At 54.3% G+C, this 17,708-nt stretch carries 12 protein-coding genes and 1 tRNA gene; 10 read left to right on the forward strand and 3 right to left on the reverse strand.

Annotated features, from left to right (window positions below):
* Positions 1-162: 162 nt before the first annotated feature.
* The 5 genes from AL01_RS06075 (at position 163) to AL01_RS06095 (ending at position 8,085) form a co-directional block, all read left to right on the forward strand.
* Entirely contained in the window at positions 163-1,431 is a 1,269-nt protein-coding gene (locus AL01_RS06075; RefSeq protein ID WP_077396564.1) for a glutamate-5-semialdehyde dehydrogenase, read from the forward strand.
* 129 nt (positions 1,432-1,560) lie between these two features.
* Positions 1,561-3,015 (forward strand): APC family permease, encoded by a 1,455-nt coding sequence (locus AL01_RS06080; RefSeq protein ID WP_077396565.1) that lies wholly within the window; start codon positions 1,561-1,563, stop codon positions 3,013-3,015.
* 210 nt (positions 3,016-3,225) lie between these two features.
* Positions 3,226-4,752 carry an alginate export family protein gene (locus tag AL01_RS06085; protein WP_241502730.1) on the forward strand — a complete coding sequence of 509 codons (1,527 nt, stop codon included), beginning with the start codon at positions 3,226-3,228 and terminating at the stop codon, positions 4,750-4,752.
* A 251-nt stretch (positions 4,753-5,003) separates the two neighbouring features.
* Complete coding sequence (locus tag AL01_RS06090) at positions 5,004-6,533, forward strand: alginate export family protein (RefSeq protein WP_241502731.1); 1,530 nt, start codon at positions 5,004-5,006, stop codon at positions 6,531-6,533.
* A gap of 133 nt (positions 6,534-6,666) precedes the next feature.
* Positions 6,667-8,085 (forward strand): amino acid permease, encoded by a 1,419-nt coding sequence (locus AL01_RS06095; protein WP_077396566.1) that lies wholly within the window; start codon positions 6,667-6,669, stop codon positions 8,083-8,085.
* Positions 8,086-8,195: 110 nt separating this feature from the next.
* On the opposite strand, the gene AL01_RS06100 is transcribed toward AL01_RS06095, so the two are convergent.
* On the reverse strand, positions 8,196-8,624 hold the full coding sequence (locus AL01_RS06100; RefSeq protein ID WP_143280710.1) for an EamA family transporter: 429 nt from the start codon (positions 8,622-8,624) through the stop codon (positions 8,196-8,198).
* Positions 8,625-8,913: 289 nt separating this feature from the next.
* Between AL01_RS06100 and AL01_RS06105 the strand changes: the two genes are divergently transcribed.
* Genes AL01_RS06105 through AL01_RS06115 form a run of 3 tightly spaced genes read left to right on the forward strand, consistent with a single transcriptional unit; the run spans position 8,914 to position 12,788 of the window.
* Positions 8,914-10,404: a carbohydrate porin gene (locus tag AL01_RS06105; protein WP_077396567.1), complete on the forward strand. Its 1,491-nt coding sequence runs from the start codon at positions 8,914-8,916 to the stop codon at positions 10,402-10,404.
* 10 nt (positions 10,405-10,414) lie between these two features.
* On the forward strand, positions 10,415-11,581 hold the full coding sequence (locus AL01_RS06110; RefSeq protein ID WP_241502732.1) for an NHL repeat-containing protein: 1,167 nt from the start codon (positions 10,415-10,417) through the stop codon (positions 11,579-11,581).
* 10 nt (positions 11,582-11,591) lie between these two features.
* Positions 11,592-12,788, forward strand: a complete 1,197-nt coding sequence (locus AL01_RS06115; protein WP_077396568.1) for a Dyp-type peroxidase — start codon at positions 11,592-11,594, stop codon at positions 12,786-12,788.
* 210 nt (positions 12,789-12,998) lie between these two features.
* On the opposite strand, the gene AL01_RS06120 is transcribed toward AL01_RS06115, so the two are convergent.
* Positions 12,999-13,075: transfer RNA gene (locus tag AL01_RS06120), tRNA-Arg, on the reverse strand.
* A 71-nt stretch (positions 13,076-13,146) separates the two neighbouring features.
* Positions 13,147-14,109: an alpha/beta fold hydrolase gene (locus AL01_RS06125; protein WP_077396569.1), complete on the reverse strand. Its 963-nt coding sequence runs from the start codon at positions 14,107-14,109 to the stop codon at positions 13,147-13,149.
* Between the two features lie 115 nt (positions 14,110-14,224).
* On the opposite strand from AL01_RS06125, the gene polA reads away from it, so the two are divergent.
* Positions 14,225-17,005, forward strand: coding sequence for a DNA polymerase I (gene polA, locus AL01_RS06130; protein WP_241502744.1), 2,781 nt, complete (start codon positions 14,225-14,227; stop codon positions 17,003-17,005).
* 32 nt (positions 17,006-17,037) lie between these two features.
* Entirely contained in the window at positions 17,038-17,700 is a 663-nt protein-coding gene (locus tag AL01_RS06135; protein WP_077396571.1) for an SCO family protein, read from the forward strand.
* Positions 17,701-17,708 lie beyond the last annotated feature (8 nt).

Raw genomic sequence — 17,708 nt, forward strand, 5'->3', positions numbered from 1 at the left:
TCCTTCTGTCAAGCGATGCTCTGATTGGGGGCTAGGCAAGATCGTGTCGCAGCACGATCTTGCAATGACACCATAAAGTGGCACGATGGGTCTTCAGTGATGGATGGTGCAGATCATCCGGCAGCTTGAGCCGTGCCGGTAGAGAGACGAGGAGAGAAGGCCATGCCCACAAACAAGCAGAATGAGGGACAGTGTCCCCCCATGCATGGGCTGGCACGGCGTGCCCGTGTGGCGTCTGGGATTTTATCCGTATGTCCAGCAGAGCAGCGGACAGCGGCCCTGCACCATGTGGCTATAGGGTTGCGGAATGAAACAGAGGCCTTACTGGCTGCTAATCGCCGGGACCTTGAGCAGGCCAATCTCAGCCCGTTTTTCCGGGAGCGGTTGACCTTGACAGCGGAACGGCTTGAGGGCGTTGCCTGTAGCGTAGATGCTCTAGCGGGTATGGAAGACCCGGTCGGGCAGGTTCTGGCCGTATGGCAGCAGCCCAATGGCTTGAAGTTGCATCGTGTGGCTACGCCGCTTGGTGTGCTGGGTATGATCCATGAGGGGCGGCCCACTGTTGGGGTGGATGCGGCAACTTTGGCCATCCGGTCCGGCAATGTTCTACTGTTGCGGGGCGGGCCGGAGAGTTTCCACAGCACACGGGCCTTACATCGTGTGATTCAGCAGGGGCTGGCCCGTGCTGGCTTGCCAGAGGACGTTGTGCTCATGGTGCCAGATGCCGGACCGGCCCATGTGGAGGATATGCTCCATGCGGTAGGGTTGATTGATGTGATTGTGGTCCGTGGCGGGCGGGCACTTGTGGAACATGTGCAGGCAGAGGCCCGTGTGCCGGTTCTGGCTCATGCGGCGGGGATGTGTCACAGTTATGTTCATCAGGCAGCAGACCTAGAGCTAGCGAGAAAGGTCGTGCGTAACGCTAAGCTTCGCCGTCCCGGTATTTGCGGGGCTACGGAAACGCTCTTGATTGATGCGGCGATTGCTCCAAGCTTTTTACCGAACATTGTGGCTGATCTAACAGCGGAGGGCTGTACGTTTCGGGCGGATGAAGCGGCCCGTGCTATCCTGCCGGAACTGCCAGCCGCTATTGAAGATGATTTCGCCACGGAATGGCTGGATAAGGTTCTGAATATTTCCGTCGTGGAAGGGGTAGATGCGGCCTTGGCACATGTTGCCCGCTTCTCGTCCCGTCATACGGAGGCGATCCTGACGGAAGATGAGGCTGTGGCGCAGTATTTCATGCAGCGTGTTCCCAGTGCCATCGTGATGTGGAACACCTCCACGCAGTTCAGTGATGGTGGTGAATTTGGCCTAGGTGGAGAGATTGGCATTATGTCAGGTCGTATGCTGCCTCGTGGCCCGGTTGGCCCAGCCCAGTTGATGACATATCGTTATGAGGTGCATGGCAAAGGACAGTTACGTCCGTAATATGCCAGCTATGGCAGGGCGGTCCCCCGTTATGAAATTAATAGATATGAAATCATTTCCCAAAAGCAATATTCTGTGCCTAAATGTTCCCATATCGAAATAAGATGATCGGATATGGGGAGATAGTCTATGGGATCGTTCAGCAGGTCCGTTAGAGGGCAGGGTAGTGCTTCTCCAACGTCATCGGCCGGCAGTGCCGGGCTAAAAAAGGTCATGGGACCGTGGAAGCTGACGGCACTTGGGGTAGGGGTGACTGTTGGTGCCGGTCTGTTTTCTTTAACAGGCGTTGCAGCGGGCCAGCATGCAGGGCCCGCTGTGCTGCTGTCCTTTATTGTGGCGGCCATTGCGTGCGGATTTGCGGGCCTCTGCTATGCCGAGCTTGCGGGGATGATGCCTTTGGCCTCTGGCTCTGCCTACTCCTATGCTTCCCGTATTATGGGGCGAGGGATGGGCTGGGTCATTGGTTGGGATTTGATACTGGAATATATCGTTGCGGCTGCTGCTGTGGCCTCCAGTTGGTCGGGCTATGTGGTCTCTTTGCTGCGTGGTTGGGGGATCGTTCTGGACCCTCGGTTTCTTGCCCCTACGATGACGCCGGTCATCATGCCGGATGGGCGGCATGTGCTGGCGTGGGTTAATGCGCCGGCTATGCTGATCCTCGCGCTGGTTTCGATCATGCTGATGCGGGGAATGAAGGAATCCAGCACGATCAACAGTATCATCGTAGGGCTGAAACTTTCCATTGTGGCACTGGTTATCATCATGTGTCTGCCATCAGTAAACGGAGCGAATTTCCATCCCTTCATCCCACAGAATACGGGACATTTCGGGCACTTTGGCTTTAGCGGGATCATGCAGGCTGCGAGCATGACCTTTTTTGCCTATATCGGGTTTGACATCGTCTCTACCGCTGCACGGGATACAGCTCATCCGCAGAGAGACCTTCCTTTAGGCATTATGGGAAGTTTGCTGATCAGCTCTGTTCTTTATGTAGCGTTTGCTGCCGTTTTGGTCGGTGTGGTGAATTATCACGAGCTTGCCAATGATCCCAACCCGGTCGCCACGTTGATGGATCATGTTCATATTCCGTTTCTGGCTCCATTGGTGAAGCTGGGGATTTCGATAGGGTATATTTCGGTTCTATATGGGTTGCTTCTGGGCCAGAGCCGTGTGGCGATTGCTATGTCGGATGATGGGCTGTTGCCCCGTTTTCTCGCACGGCTGAACCCACGGACTCATACCCCTTGGACGACACATATTTTGATTGGCGTGGCAGCCTGTGTCTTGGCGGGGACATTACCGATTGGCGTTCTGGGAGCCATGACCTCCATTGGGACGTTGCTGGCTTTTGTGATCGTGTGCATTGCCGTTATGATTCTACGGTTTCGTGCGCCGGAGATGGAGCGTTGCTTTACAGTGCCGGGTGGGGCGTTGTTCATCCCACTGGCGGGGGCGTTGTCCTGCGGTGCCGTGATGATGTCCATGGATGGTATCACATGGGCACGGTTGGTGATTTGGCTGGTGATCGGTGGCGGTATTTATCTGGTCTATGGGCGGCGTCACGGCCGTGTAAATGGATCGTAAGAGGGAATGGAAGGCTGGGACCGGCAGGGTAGAGGGTGATCTGTCGCCATTGTTGCGGACTTATTGGCGGCAGAAAAGTGCTGTATGTATCCTCCTGTTGCAGAATAGCATTATGGTCGGCAAATGTATTTCCGAGGTCGTAACATTTTCTGGATTATTGGTCTGACATGAGATAATAAGCCGCCAGAACAGCCTAGAAAAAGGACGGACATGGCGGTGAGGGTGCAGAAACTGCTTTATGCGGCAGCAATGTCAGCTGGTGTTTTTGCTGCACCTAAAGCCTATGCTGATATTTCTTTGTTCTCCCGCAAGGATATTACCATTAACGCCGCCCTCGATATCGGGGGCGATGCGTTTTATTTTCCCAATGCCAATTTTGGTACTGGCTCTTATGCGCCGCATAAGTCGGGTTATTCACGCACAAAAAATGTCACTCTGGCCGAGCTTTATGGCCAGCCTATGCTTTCTGGCACATGGCAAACCCCGTGGGGTTTCTCAGTATTTGGGTTGGTGTCTGCTATTGGGTCCACAACCCTAGGGGATGGTGATGCTGAAAGCGTGAGCCAGACCTCGGGCACACCCCGGCAGGTGAATCTTGAAGATGCTAATCTGGGTGTGAAGATTCCTCTCAATGGAAAGAGGAGGCTGATCATCGAAGGGGGACGGCAGAAGTTCCAGATTGATGATGGCTTCCTCATGGGGAAGGGGGCTTACAGTTCGGGCGAGCGTGGGGCCTGGTGGTATGCCCCTCGCTTTGCCTTTTCCGGGCCCGGTGTCCTGAAATATGAGGGGCAGTCTATCCGGTCGGATGTCTTCATGCTGGAGAATAACAGTAATAACCGCCAGACTTACGGGAATGACAAGCCAGAAACAAAGTTTGTTGGGTTTGATGTAACTCTTTTCCGTAGCAAACCGGGCGGAGACGGTGGAAGTACCTACGGGGATAGGGAGGCTTACGTTACGCTGACGTATTTCTATGTTCGTCACGCCGATAAGGGAGCCGCTTACGATTACTCCAACAGGGCAGATCGGCAGGGCATGAGCGTGACAGCTCTCAGTTGGGGCGGCACACCGTTCGCCATGAAGAGACATCCTTTTACAAAGAATATTACATTCTATGGCAATTTTGTTTCTGAGCAGAATAGCCACGCAGGCAATGGCTATAAGGGTGTCAGCGCATATGCTGTGTATGTGGAACCCGGCTATACGTTTGCCAACCTGCCATGGCGGCCGCATGTTTTCTACCGTTATACCCGCTTCAGTGGTGGTAAGAACCCGCATAGCCGGACGAAGCATAATTACGATACGTTCTTCCTTTACGATGGTGCTCGGTACACTTATGGCGGCTACTGGCCGGGTGAAATCGTAGGGAACAACATGTCACCGCTCTCCAATATGGAGGTTCAGCAGTTTGATATTACCGGGGTACCGCCTGTCCATCTGCTGAAGAAGGATGACGAGCTGAAACTCGGCCTGCATTTTTATGATCTCGCTTATCTCTACCCTACCGGGGCAGGCCTTCCAGCGGGAACGAAGCGGCATATGTCAGATGAGGTTAATGTTTCAGCCGAATATGCCCTTGATGCGAACACATCTGGTGCGATTGCTGCTGGGGCGGCTTTTTCTGGTCCGGGTGGGCGGGCTTTGGCCAAGGATGGCGTGCCAGCTGGGCAGGGCATGCCGAGGATTCATGGTGCTTCTGGCGTGCTGGAAGTGTATTTTTATAAACATTTCTGATTTTTTTCTGCTTATTTTCTTGTGAATGCCACTCTGCCGACCAGAAACAGGGTAACGGAGCAGAAAGGTTAATAAACTGCCTGCCAGAGCGTAATTTTGGGCTGTAATTTCTGGAAGATATGACAACGAAAAAAAGCTATATATCATAAGTAAATTATAGATTGTTTTGATATATAGACTGGTCAAGCGATAGACATTTAGGAATTATTCTGCAATGAAATGAAGAAGAACATTCCTAAAAGGTTTCTCATATGTCAGCAAAAATGCGGAAGCTCTTCGTTTCGTTGGCCGCTTTGGGCAACGTCTATGCGATTTCTGACGCCTATGCTGACCAAACACTTGTTTCTACAAAGAATATCTCGATCAAGGCTTCTCTGGATATTGGGGGGGATGCATTCTTTCTGCCAAATACTAATTACGGTACAGGCTCTTACCGTGAGCGGCGGACAGGTGGTTATGCCTTGATCAAGGACACGACCTATGCCGAGCTGTATGGCAAGCCCATAATTGCTGGGCAATGGAAAACCCCGTGGGGTTTCAGTGTATTCGGGCAGGCTTCAGCCATTGGGTCTACGACATTGGGGGATGGGGATGCTGAGAGTGTGTCCCAGACCACACGAACCCCTCGTGCCGTTACGTTGGAGGAAGCCAATCTGGGAATAGATTTGCCCTTCAATAGTGAGAGAAAGCTGATTATCGAAGGGGGGCGGCAGAAGTTCCAGATTGATGATGGCTTTCTGATGGGGAAAGGGGCTTATAGCTCTGGCGATCGTGGTGCGTGGTGGTATGCGCCCCGTTTTGCTTTTTCTGGTCCGGGTGTCATCAAGTATCAGGGTAAGAAGCTCCGTGCGGATGTCTTCATGTTGGAGAATAATACCAATAATAAGCAGAACCGGAATTATGACCGCCCAGAGACAAAGTTCGAAGGGTTTGATATTACATGGTTCCGAAGCAAACCGGGTGGGGATGGTGGCTCTTCCTATGAGGATAGAGCGGCTTATCTGACGCTGGCTTACTTCCATGTACGGAAGGCAAATATCGGTGCTGCCTATGACTACGCCAATCGTGGAGACCGTCAGGGTATGAATGTAACCCAGCTGGGTTGGGGCGGTACGTTTGTGCCGATCAAGGCGCTAGGAATCTCGAAGAATTTTACCCTCTACGGCACGTTTGTTTCTGAGCAGAACAGCCACGCCGGAAATGGGTATAAAGGGGTTAGTGCCTATGCAACCTACATAGAGCCAGGCTACACATTTACGACCCTGCCGTGGAAGCCTCATATCTTCTACCGCTATACCCGCTTTAGTGGGGGAAAGAACCCGCAGAGCCGGACAAAGCATAATTACGATACGTACTTTTTGTACGATGGTCGCCGTTATACATATGGTGGGTTTTGGCCGGGAGAGATTACGGGTATGTATCTCTCTCCACTCTCCAACATGGAGGTGCATCAGGTGGATTTGACGGGTGTCCCGCCTGTTCATCTGCTGCGGAAGGAGGACGAGTTGAAGCTAGGTCTGCATTTTTATGACCTGTCTTTTCTCTACCCAACAGGCTCTGGGCTGCCGAGTAATGTCGGGAGCCATATGTCAGATGAGCTTGATTTCTCCGCAGAATATACGTTTGATGGTAATACATCGGGAGCGATTACCGGTGGCGTTGCTTTTGCGGGGCCAGCGGGGAAAGCACTGGCAAAGTCGGGTGTGCCGAGTGGCATGGAAATCCCTCCTATCCACGGAACGTCCGGTGTGCTGGAGCTGTATTTTTATCGTCATTTCTAGTAGGGGCAGGGTTTTATGCTGTTCCGGCTTCCCTTTTGAGAGGGGATGTTACAAAATGGGAATGACTTAGCGGGGAGCCTACCATCCATGGGATGGGCAACTTGCACAGCCAACTATTCATAAGGACCTTTTCATGAAGGAACCCACCACTGACCAGACTCTGTCCGAAGATAAAGGACTTTCGAGTCGTCATATTGCGATGATCGCCCTTGGCGGCGTGATTGGCGCCGGGCTGTTTGTCGGGAGCAGTGCCGCCATCGCCAAAGCGGGGCCGGGCATCGCACTTGTTTTCGTGGCCGTTGGATTCCTGATTATGGCGATCATGCGGATGCTTGGCGAGATCGTTGTCAGTGACCCTGGCCGTGGCTCTTTTGTGGAGTATATCCGCCTCGCCCACGGGGATCGGATCGGCTTTGCCTCTGGCTGGCTGTACTGGTTCTTCTGGGTAGTTGTGATTGGCTCGGAAGCTATCGCTGGTGCCATGATGCTGCGGGACTGGATTCATCTGCCGGTCTGGCTGCTGGCTGTCGTGCTCATTCTTTGCATGAAGCTCGTCAACTTCTTTGCGCCTAAGATCTTTGGTGAGTGTGAGTTCTGGCTCTCCAGCGTCAAAGTCTTCACCATTGTGGCCTTTATCCTGCTGTCGCTGCTGTTCGTTCTGCACGTGTTTGGGCCGGGTGTTCCTGTTCATCATAACCTGTTCGGCCAGCGTGGTCTGTTCCCGAATGGTGTCGTGCCGTTGCTAGCACTGGTGCCGACCGTGCTGTTCACCATGATGGGATCCGAGATCTCCACCGTGGCAGCTTCTGAGACATCTGACCCGGGCGAGAATGTCTCCCGTGTGACACGGACGCTCGGCCTGCGTATCATGATGTTCTACGTCTCCTCCATTTGTTTGATCACGATGATCGTTCCGTGGTGGACCCTGTATCCGGGTAAGTCCCCGTTCGTGGCCGTGCTCAAGATCATGGGTGTGCCGGGTGCTGCGCTGATTATGCAGATTGCTATTCTCAGTGCCGTTCTGTCCTGCCTGAACTCCAGCATGTACATTACGTCCCGTATTCTGACAGAGCTGGCTATTCAGGGTGATGCGCCTGCTTTCTTGGTGCGTACATCACCGGACAAGGCCCCTCGTATGGCTATTACGATCAGCTCCGGTGCTGGTCTGTTGGTGGCATTCTCCTCGATCTTTGCACCGAGTGAGATTTTTGGCTTCCTGCTGAACTGTAGTGGCGGTCTTATCCTGCTGACATATGCCCTGATCTCCACCACATACATCGTACTGCGTGGTCGTAGTAAGAGAGCCGGGACCAGCAAGCATTTTGCGCTGCCGCTTTTCCCGTATTTCAGCATCCTGTGTCTGGCTGCCATTGTTCTGGTGTTTGTGGCCATGCTGATCAATCCAGCCGAGCGTGAAACAGCCTTTGCCTCCCTCGGCACGGCGGTGGTCTGCTACCTGATGGCTTGTAACTTCGCTAGCCGTCTGGCCCCTGTAGCGACAACGGAAGAGCCTGCCTCCACAGAGGAACAGGCTGACAAAGAAGGCGAATAATGTTGATGGGGGAGGGTAAGCCCTCTCCCAGAAAGGTTCATCTTCGGGAAGAACGGATCTGCTCGTCAGGTCCGTTCTTTTTTTATGCCTGAACAGGAAGGGGGGGCTGTTCAGCTTAGGGAAACCAATATGGCCCCCAACCCGATAAATGCGATACCCAGCCAGCCTTTAACGGAGAGCTGTTCTCCCAGCACTGTGACGCCGAGGATGGCAACAAAGACGACACTTAGTTTGTCGAGTGGGGCCACACGGACGGCATCTCCCATTTTGAGCGCACGAAAATAACACAGCCATGAAGCCCCTGTTGCCAGCCCGGAGAGCAGAAGGAACAGGCAGGCCCGTGGGTTGAATCCTTCGGTGCTATGAAACTTACCTGTTACCAGCAGGATCGTGCCCAGTACGCCAAGAATGACCAGTGTACGGATAAAAGTGGCGAGGTCGGAATCAATAGTGCTGACGCCGATCTTGGCGCACAGGGCTGTCAGTGCTGCAAAACCAGCCGAAAGTAAGGCCCAGAAAATCCATGAGGAGGAAAGCATGATGATGTGGCCTCTCTGGTGTCTCAAGAATGGAAGTGAGTTGAATGAGTAAAAGACCAAGGGAGGTACTTCCAGCCCGGTCATAAGCGAGAGTTAGGGGCTGCCCCTACTGCACGGTAGTTTTTACCTGTCGGATGCTTCCGTTCTCTCTGTGTGGTGTCTGCCATATTTGTGGCGGAGCTGCGGATATTGAGAGTGTGCACAAAATGCGAATGAGAATCAATTTTCAATTGCAAAAGAGGTTTCGTCTATCTTAGTAATAAGAATCATTTACAACTAGCAGGCCGTCATGAACCCGTCCATTCTCTCTAGAAAGCTGCAATCCCGCTTGTTGCACTGCGTTACACGGGCTGTAGCGCTTGGTGCTCTGTCTTTCGTTATGGCTACTGCGGCTTATGCCCGTGCGCCGATGGTCAATCTGGGGAACGCTGCGGCAGCCGGTGATGAGAATGCGGATGGTCCTTTTGGTTTTCTTTCGAATTGGAAACGTGATTCCAATTTGCTTGGCAGCATGTGGGGGTTGCGGACAGCCATGGGGAAGGCGGGGCTGGTGTTCGCTTTGCAGGAGACGTCAGAGATCTTCGGCAATGTGACGGGGGGAACACGTAAAGGAGCCGCTTATGATGGGCTGACCGTGGCTGTGTTGCAGCTCAATACACAGCGTGCCTTTGGCTGGTATGGGGGTACCTTCCAGGTCAGTATGGAGCAGATACACGGGCGTAATCTGAGTGATGATAACTTGCAGGTTGCCCAGACGATCAGCGGTATTGAGGCTGACCGCTCCACACGCTTGTGGGAAATGTGGTTTGACCAGAAATTCCTCGACCAGCAGGCTTTGGACATCAAAATAGGCCAGCAGAGTCTTGATCAGGAATGGATGGTCAGCAGCAATGCGCTTGTCTTTGCTAATACGATGTTTGGCTGGCCCATGGTGCCCTCTGCTGATCTGCCCGGAGGTGGCCCGGCCTATCCGTTATCTTCACTGGGTGTGCGGGCAAAATATTGGATGGCCACACCACTCTATGTGCAGGCTGGTGTATTTAGTGGCAGTCCTGCCCATAATGTTAGTGTGGATGCACAGAAGAGCAACCGGTCTGGGACGAGCTTTGTTCTGAACCGTGGTGTTCTGGCTCTTGTCGAGTTCCAATATGTTTACCCTGCTCTGGGGGCGATGGTCTCACCAGATCAGGCCGATGCGCTTTCTCGGGTATATCGTCTTGGTGCATGGTACGATTCCGAGCCTTTTTATGATCAGTATTGGGATAATACCCATATTCCACTTGCTTCTCCGGCGAGTAGCGGGGTGCCTCGTCAGCATCGTGGTGCTTTCAGCTTATATGCGGTTGTGGATCAAATGCTGTGGCATAGCCATTATGACCCTAACCGGACATTTAATGTTTTCGGGCGTGCAATGGGAACGCCGCAGTCTAACCGTGTTCCGAATGACTTCAGTCTGAACTTTGGGTTTACGTTAAAAGACCCGCTGCCGTATCGTCAAGATGACACGTTAGGCCTTGCCATGGGCTATACGCATTTCAGTAAAGCACTGGCCAAGTTCGACAAGGCCACCCGTTTTTATAGTGGGGCCTACACACCTGCCCAGAGCGGGGAAACCTATATGGAGCTGATGTATCAGTGCCAGATGACAGGTTGGCTCCAGCTACAGCCCGACTTTCAGTACATTTTCAATCCGTCAGGTGGTGTTCCAAACACTCTCCATCCTGACAGGCGCGTGAAGGACATTGCGGTCCTTGGTCTACGCGCAAACATTGCCCTGTAGGAGGCCTCTCATGAAGTGTGTTTTTTACCGAATGTTACCGGGGCTGGTCTGCTTGACGATAGCTCTAATGTATGGCGAGCAGGCAGGAGAGGCCGCACCAAGGGGCTTTCTGGAGACTATCCATCGTCATGCCATGCTGGCCTCCACCAGTCCGGGGAATGGAGACCTCAATCCTTACGCTATTTATCTCGTGCCGCAGGATGTGGGCAGCCTGAAGAAGGATGAGGTTCTTATTACCAACTTTAATAATGTAAATAATCTACAGGGGACGGGGACAACGATTGTCGCTTACTCCCCTGTTACTAAGAATATAAGGCTTTTTGCCAGTGCGCCGGCCAATCTACCAGCCTGTCCGGGAGGGATTGGCTTTACGACAGCACTGACGGTTCTGAAGTCTGGCTGGGTTATTGTAGGTAGTACACCAAGCAAGGATGGCACAACAGGCACGAAGGGGGACGGGTGCCTTCTTGTTTTCGATGCCAATGGAAAATTCGCTACCGCATGGAAGGGGCCAGATATAACAGGGCCTTGGGGGAATATTGCGAGCATAGATAATGGGGATACGGCAACGCTCTTTATTTCTATGGCGGCGGCAGGGCTGCCAAGCCCTTATGTTTTGGACCCTGTAACGCACTACCCGCCCATCTTGCATAATGCGACTGTTCTGCGTTTCAATCTGCATATCCCTCAGGGGCAGCCCCCAGTTCTGGATAAGCAGACGATCATTGCAAGTGGTTTTGCTGGCCGTGCCGACCGTGATAACTTCCTCTTTGGGCCTACAGGGCTTGCTTTGGATAGTGACGGCACATTGTACGTTACGGATGGTTACGATGAAGAAGTGACCGCCATTGATGATGCTGTAAACCGGACAACGCCCGTCACACGAAAGAATGATGCGGTGGGGCGTGTCATCACCAAAGGGCAGCTTCTTAATTGGCCATTGGCGATGATCTGGGTGCCGGGTCATCATCTTCTGGTAGCGAACGGGCGCAACGGGCAGGTTGTTGAGATCGACCCGGTGGCGAAGAAGCAGCTCTATGCTCAGTGGGTTGATAATGATCAGGCACAGCAGCCTCCCGGTAATGGGGACCTGTTCGGTCTAGCCATGACGCCGGACAATAAGGGTTTCTATTATGTCGAAGACGATATGAATACCCTCAATGTTGCCCTCCCGTGAGAGTAGAGCCATGACATCTTTTCTTTCCCGTCGCCGTCTTTTGGGTGGGGCGTTGGGGTTGGCAGGGCTGGAGCTGATGAAACCGACAGTCAGCTTTGCGCTGCCTGCCCGGATACAGCATCAGCCCGGCATTACATTGCCGCAGTTACCGTTTCTGTATTTCATTACGTTTGATCTTACGACAGACAAGAAATCCGACATAGCGGCCCTCATGCAGAAATGGACAGAGGCGGCCGATGCCTTGATGAAGCATGAGTCAGCCCCTCATCTTGTTGATTCCGGAGATGTGGAAGGGCTGGAGCCCGGCACTCTGACCCTTACTTTCGGTTTTGGCCCGGGATTGTTCATGAAGGACGGGAAAGATCGGTATGGTCTGGCGGCCTGCCGCCCAGCCCCGTTGGAGGATCTGCCTCGTTTTACAGGGGATCAGCTTGTTCCTGCCCATACAGGGGGGGATCTATGCGTACAGAGCTGTGCAACAGACCCGCAAACGGCCTTTCATGCCATACGCATCCTTGCCCGTCTGGCGGACAATGTCGCAACGCCGCGCTGGGCACAAACGGGCTTTTCCCCGGATTTTGCGAAGCACCAGACGGGTCGTAACCTCATGGGCTTTAAGGATGGAACCATACAGCCTGATATTACTAACCCCGCTGTGGCGGATCGTGTGTTGTGGGCAGCCCCTACGGATAAACCGTGGATGCAGGGTGGGACCTACCTTGTAGCCCGCATTATTCGCATCGCTCTGGAACATTGGGACAGGACGAACACGGGTTTTCAGGAACAGACAATGGGGCGTCAGAAGCAGAGTGGTGCCCCTATTGGGGGGCATCATGAATATGAACCATTAACGCTGAAGCAGACGGATAAAGACGGCAACCCCATTACGCCTGAAAATGCACACGCCCGCCTTGCTGCGCCGCAAGAGAATGGTGGGGCAGAGTTGCTGAGGCGGTCTTATTCCTACGATAATGGCCTAAGTTACATTGCCGAACGCTGGCCCCCGTGGCGTCAGGGTAATGAGTTTGATGCGGGGCTGATGTTTCTTGCCTATCAGCAGGACCCTCGCACAGCCTTTACGAAGATATTCGAACGCATGTCTAAGTTCGACATGATGAACCAATACACAACCCACATCGGCAGCGGCCTTTTCGCCTGTCCGGGGCGTCTTGATGGCCATTACATAGGGCAGGAGCTGCTGGGGTGAGGTGAAAGCTCTTCACCTGTTGGCATCGTTACGAGGTGTAGGGAGACAGTGCTAGGCTCTCCTTCATCTCGTTACGAGCTGCCAGAGGCTTAATTTCATACTAGAGGCGAGGCAGGTACCGGGTACGTTGCCACGATGGAAGTTGTGAAGGAAAGACAACGGCAAGGGGCTGAAATATGCCCCATTGTGATCGATTTTAGGATTTTTTGATGGTGGACCCGGCGCGATTCGAACGCGCGACCTTTGCCTTCGGAGGGCAACGCTCTATCCAGCTGAGCTACGGGTCCCCGTTGGCGGTACTTTTAACGGGAAGGAGCTTGTTTGCCTAGCCCTTAATCTGTTCTTTTTTCCATTCTGTTTAGCGTGTCTGCTCCAGCCAGAGCCACATAGTGGCGGCACTGTCCCCGCCGGAGGGCAGAAAATGCCCCGGCTGCTCCAACCACGAGATGATGTCTTTGGCCGGGCGGTCATGTGGTTCACGGGTGATGAGGTGATAACCACGGGGCAGTTCGTCCAACCGGAAGAGGTCCTGAGGGGATTGCTGGATAAGGTGATGTGTGGCCGAGGCCGGGACAAATTGGTCTCGATCTCCCCAGATAAGTAGGGTTGGTGTCTGTACAGAGGGCACGGCCTCCAATGCACGGGCCATTAGATGCGTTAGCCCTCGTAGGGCGTGGACGTTTGTCTCGTGGCGGGTTAGCGGGTCGAAGAACATGCGGCGCAGGGCTGTGAGATTGCCCGTGGCGACATGATGTCCCGGTACATGTGCACCTGTTAGCCGTGCCTGTGGTGTTATGAGATTCCAGCCCTCTAGAAGGCTCTGCCACGGCTCACCAATCGACATGATGGCCGGGGCTAGTAGGATCAGTCCATTAGGACGGGGGGCAGGTAAGCTCGTGCTGGTGAGAAGGGCAAGGGCGCCGCCCATGCTTTCCCCCATCAGATAGAGGGGCTGGCCGGGCCAGCGGTGTTGGCACCAGCGTGCTTCCTCCACGGCATCGGCAATCATACGGCCTGTTGAGCTCCAGTTTCCATGAGCCGGGAATTCCCCAAAACTCCGTACATCTGGTGCCACGATGAGAAAGCCCGCTCTGTTTAGAGGGGGAGCTATGACCTCCCAAGCGTCTCGGCTGTCCCCGAAGCCGTGAAAGGCCAGAATAACGCCTCGAAGAGGGGGCGTTGGTTCATAAAGCCGTACTGGAGCCTGCTTGCCATCGGAAAGAGTAATCTGCGTACTAGCAGGGATGAAGGCAGCCTCGGCAGGGCGGTGGGGCAAAGTCTGGGGGGTAGGGAGAGTCTGGCACCCCTCAAGCAAAGCCATGAGCAGAAATACGGCTATGACAGACGGGGGACCGTTTTTAAAACGTCTGAAATCGGCTAGAGAAGAAAGCATCTGTAAGACTGATCTGCCAGCATGGGCAGGGGAGAAAGACGGCGTGACGTCAAAAAACACACATCTGGTTCTGGTGGATGGTTCGGGGTTCATTTTCCGTGCCTTCTTTGCCATTCGCCACATGAGTAATCCGGAGGGTGTACCCGTCAACGCCGTTTACGGCTTCACCAACATGCTCTTGCAGCTCATGAGAGAGCATGAAGGCCAGCCGATGGCCGTGATCTTTGATGCAGGCCGTAAGACGTTCCGTAACGATATTTACCCCGATTATAAAGCCCATCGTCCCGAACCGCCGGAAGACCTGCGACCCCAGTTCGACCTCATCCGTCAGGCAACGGACCAGTTCGGGATTCCGGCCATTGAGCTGCCGGGCTGGGAGGCGGATGATCTGCTGGCAACTTATGCGCGTCTGGTCGTAGAGCAGGGTGGTAGCTGTACCATCATTTCGTCAGATAAAGACCTGATGCAGCTTATTCGCCCCGGTGTGTCCTTGAAGGACCCGATGAAGCAAAAGCCCATCGGTCTGGCCGAGGTCGAAGCTAAATTTGGTGTGACGCCGGATAAGGTGGTGGATGTGCAGGCCCTCATGGGAGATTCCACCGATAATGTACCGGGCGTGCCGGGGATCGGTCCCAAAGGGGCAGCACAGCTTATCAACGAATATGGGTCGCTGGAGGCTGTTCTGGAGGCGGCTCCCAGCATGAAGCCTTCCAAGAGGCGGCAAAATCTCATCGACCATGCTGAGGGGGCCCGTATTTCCCGCCAGTTGGTTCTTTTGGCGGATGATGTGGCTGTGCCTACCCCCGTGGAGGAGCTGCGTCCTCGGGAACCTGATGCCGAGACGCTGCGGAGCTGGCTGGAGAGCATGGGCTTTTCTTCCATTCTCCAGCGTATGGGTTTTGGGGGCAAAGCCCGCCATCCGGCGCAGCGCAAGCCCGCCGCCAGCCCTGCTTCAGCCACGGAAGAGGGGCAGGATGTTGGGAATGTTCCCCGTAGTGAGGCCTCCTTCGGCCCCTATGAGACCGTGACCGATAAGGATACGCTAGCCCAGTGGATCGCCGCCGCCCGTGCCGCAGGACGGGTAGCTGTGGATACGGAAACGACCGGCCTAAACGCCCGCACGGCCGAGATTGTTGGTTTGTCTCTGGCCGTAGCTCCGGGGAAGGCGTGTTATGTGCCGTTCCGTCATGAAGGCACGCTGGAAGCCCCTGTCGGCGAACAGATGGCGGTAAAAGCCACGCTGGAGCAGCTTGCCCCGCTGATGGCCGATAATACGGTGTTGAAGATTTTCCAAAATGCGAAATATGACCTCACCATCCTGCGGCAGGCAGGTTTGGAGGTCATCGCCCCGTTGGATGACACGATGCTGCTTTCCTACGCCCAGTCTGCTGGAGCGCATGGTCAGGGCATGGATGAACTCTCCCGTCTGCATCTGGATCATACGCCCATCTCTTATGATGAGGTAACGGGAACAGGCCGTAACCGCATCCCGTTCACACAGGTGCCGCTGGACAGGGCCACCGCCTATGCGGCGGAAGATGCCGATGTGACGCTCCGCCTCTGGGAGGTGCTGCGTGTAACCCTTCCTCGTCAGAAGGCTACGGCTCTGTATGAAGAAATGGAACGTCCACTTATTGCCGTTCTGGAACGCATGGAAGAAGAGGGTGTGCGGGTCGATGCCGATGAGCTGCGCCGTTTGTCGGAAGATTTCGCCACCCGTATGACGGAGATGGAGCAGGGGATTTACGATCGGGCTGGGCGGTCCTTCAATATTGGTTCGCCTAAGCAGCTAGGGGAGATTCTGTTTGATGAGATGGGGCTCCCCGGTGGTAAACGCACCAAGACGGGCGCATGGGGCACAGACTCCCGTGTTCTGGAGGAACTTGCCGAGCAGGGGCATGACCTTCCCACGGCTATTCTGAACTGGCGGCGTCTGGCCAAGTTGAAATCTACTTATGCGGATGCGCTGCTTAAGCTGATGAACCCGAAGACCCAGCGTGTGCATACGACTTTTCAGATGACGACTACGACCACGGGGCGTCTTTCCTCCAACGAGCCGAACCTCCAGAATATTCCCATTCGCACGGAGGAAGGTGCCCGTATCCGTCAGGCCTTCGTGGCAGCGCCGGGGTATAAGCTTCTATCTGCCGACTATAGCCAGATTGAGTTACGCCTTTTGGCCCATGTGGCGCAGATTGAGCCGCTTTTGGACGCTTTCCGTCATGGGCAGGACATTCACGCACGCACAGCTTCCGAAGTGTTCGGCATCCCGCTGGAAGAGATGGACCCACTGACAAGGCGGCGGGCTAAGGCCATCAATTTCGGTATTATTTACGGTATTTCGGCCTTTGGTCTGGCCCGGCAGCTTCAGGTGCCGCAGGGCGAAGCCAAACGCTATATTGATGCTTATTTTGAACGTTATCCCGGCATCCGGGACTACATGGAGACGATGAAGGAGGAAGCTCGGGAAAAGGGCTATGTGCTGACTCCCTTCGGTCGCCGTTGTTATGTGCCGGGTATCAAAGCCCGTCAGGCAGCACAGCGTTCCTATGCCGAGCGTCAGGCCATTAATGCCCCTCTACAGGGCGGTGCTGCGGACATTATTAAGAAAGCGATGGTCCGTCTGCCAGAGAGACTGGCCGATGCTGGATTGAAGGCACGGATGCTGCTTCAGGTGCATGATGAACTTCTTTTTGAAGTCCCGAATGATGAGGCTGAAAAGACGGCAGCTCTTGTAAAAGAGGTTATGGAATCCGTGGCTACATTGGATGTCGCTTTGTCTGTGGAGACAGGGCTTGGCCAGAACTGGGGTGAGGCTCATTAAGGCCAGTGGGAAAGAAGAGGGGAGATAACGGCATGACTGTTCAGCAGGCTGGGGACAAGAACGGGCTGGACCCCAAGAAGAAGGTTCGCCGTGCAGGGTGGGTTGTTCTTGGTCTGATCCTGTTGGCGGGATTGCTGGGTTATGGGGGATATTATCTCTCGACTGGCACGAACGAAGGGGCACGGGTTCATACGCAGGGCAATGCGGTGGGCGGGTCTTTCCGTGTCTTTTCCCTCGGCGGGGGAATGGTGACGGAGGGTGATTTCCAAGGATCATGGACAGTTGTTTGGTTTGTGGACCCACGTTGCCCGCCTGAGCGTTGCCAGCCGCCGCTTAAGGCTCTGGACCAGACACTCGTCACGATGAAGCAAAAAGGCCGGAAGACTCTGCCATTGGTCGTTTCGCTGGATGCCAGAGCGGAAGACCCCGACACGCTGAAAGATTATGTGATGGGTGTAGCCCCGCACATCTTCCCGGTTTTTGCGACCCCGAACATGACACAGGCCATGACACGCCTGTTCCATGCTCCCTATGCGCTGGAGCCGGGGCAGACATATTATCAGCCTGCCCCATCTTTCGTGGTCATGTCACCGGAAGGTCATTATGCTGGCATGATTCCAGTGACGGATGACACCACAGTCCTGACAGCAGGGCTGGAGCAGCTCATGGCCCGGTCTGGCCAGAATAGAGAGTAAGGAACAGC

Source organism: Bombella intestini (assembly GCF_002003665.1).
Taxonomy (GTDB): domain Bacteria; phylum Pseudomonadota; class Alphaproteobacteria; order Acetobacterales; family Acetobacteraceae; genus Bombella; species Bombella intestini.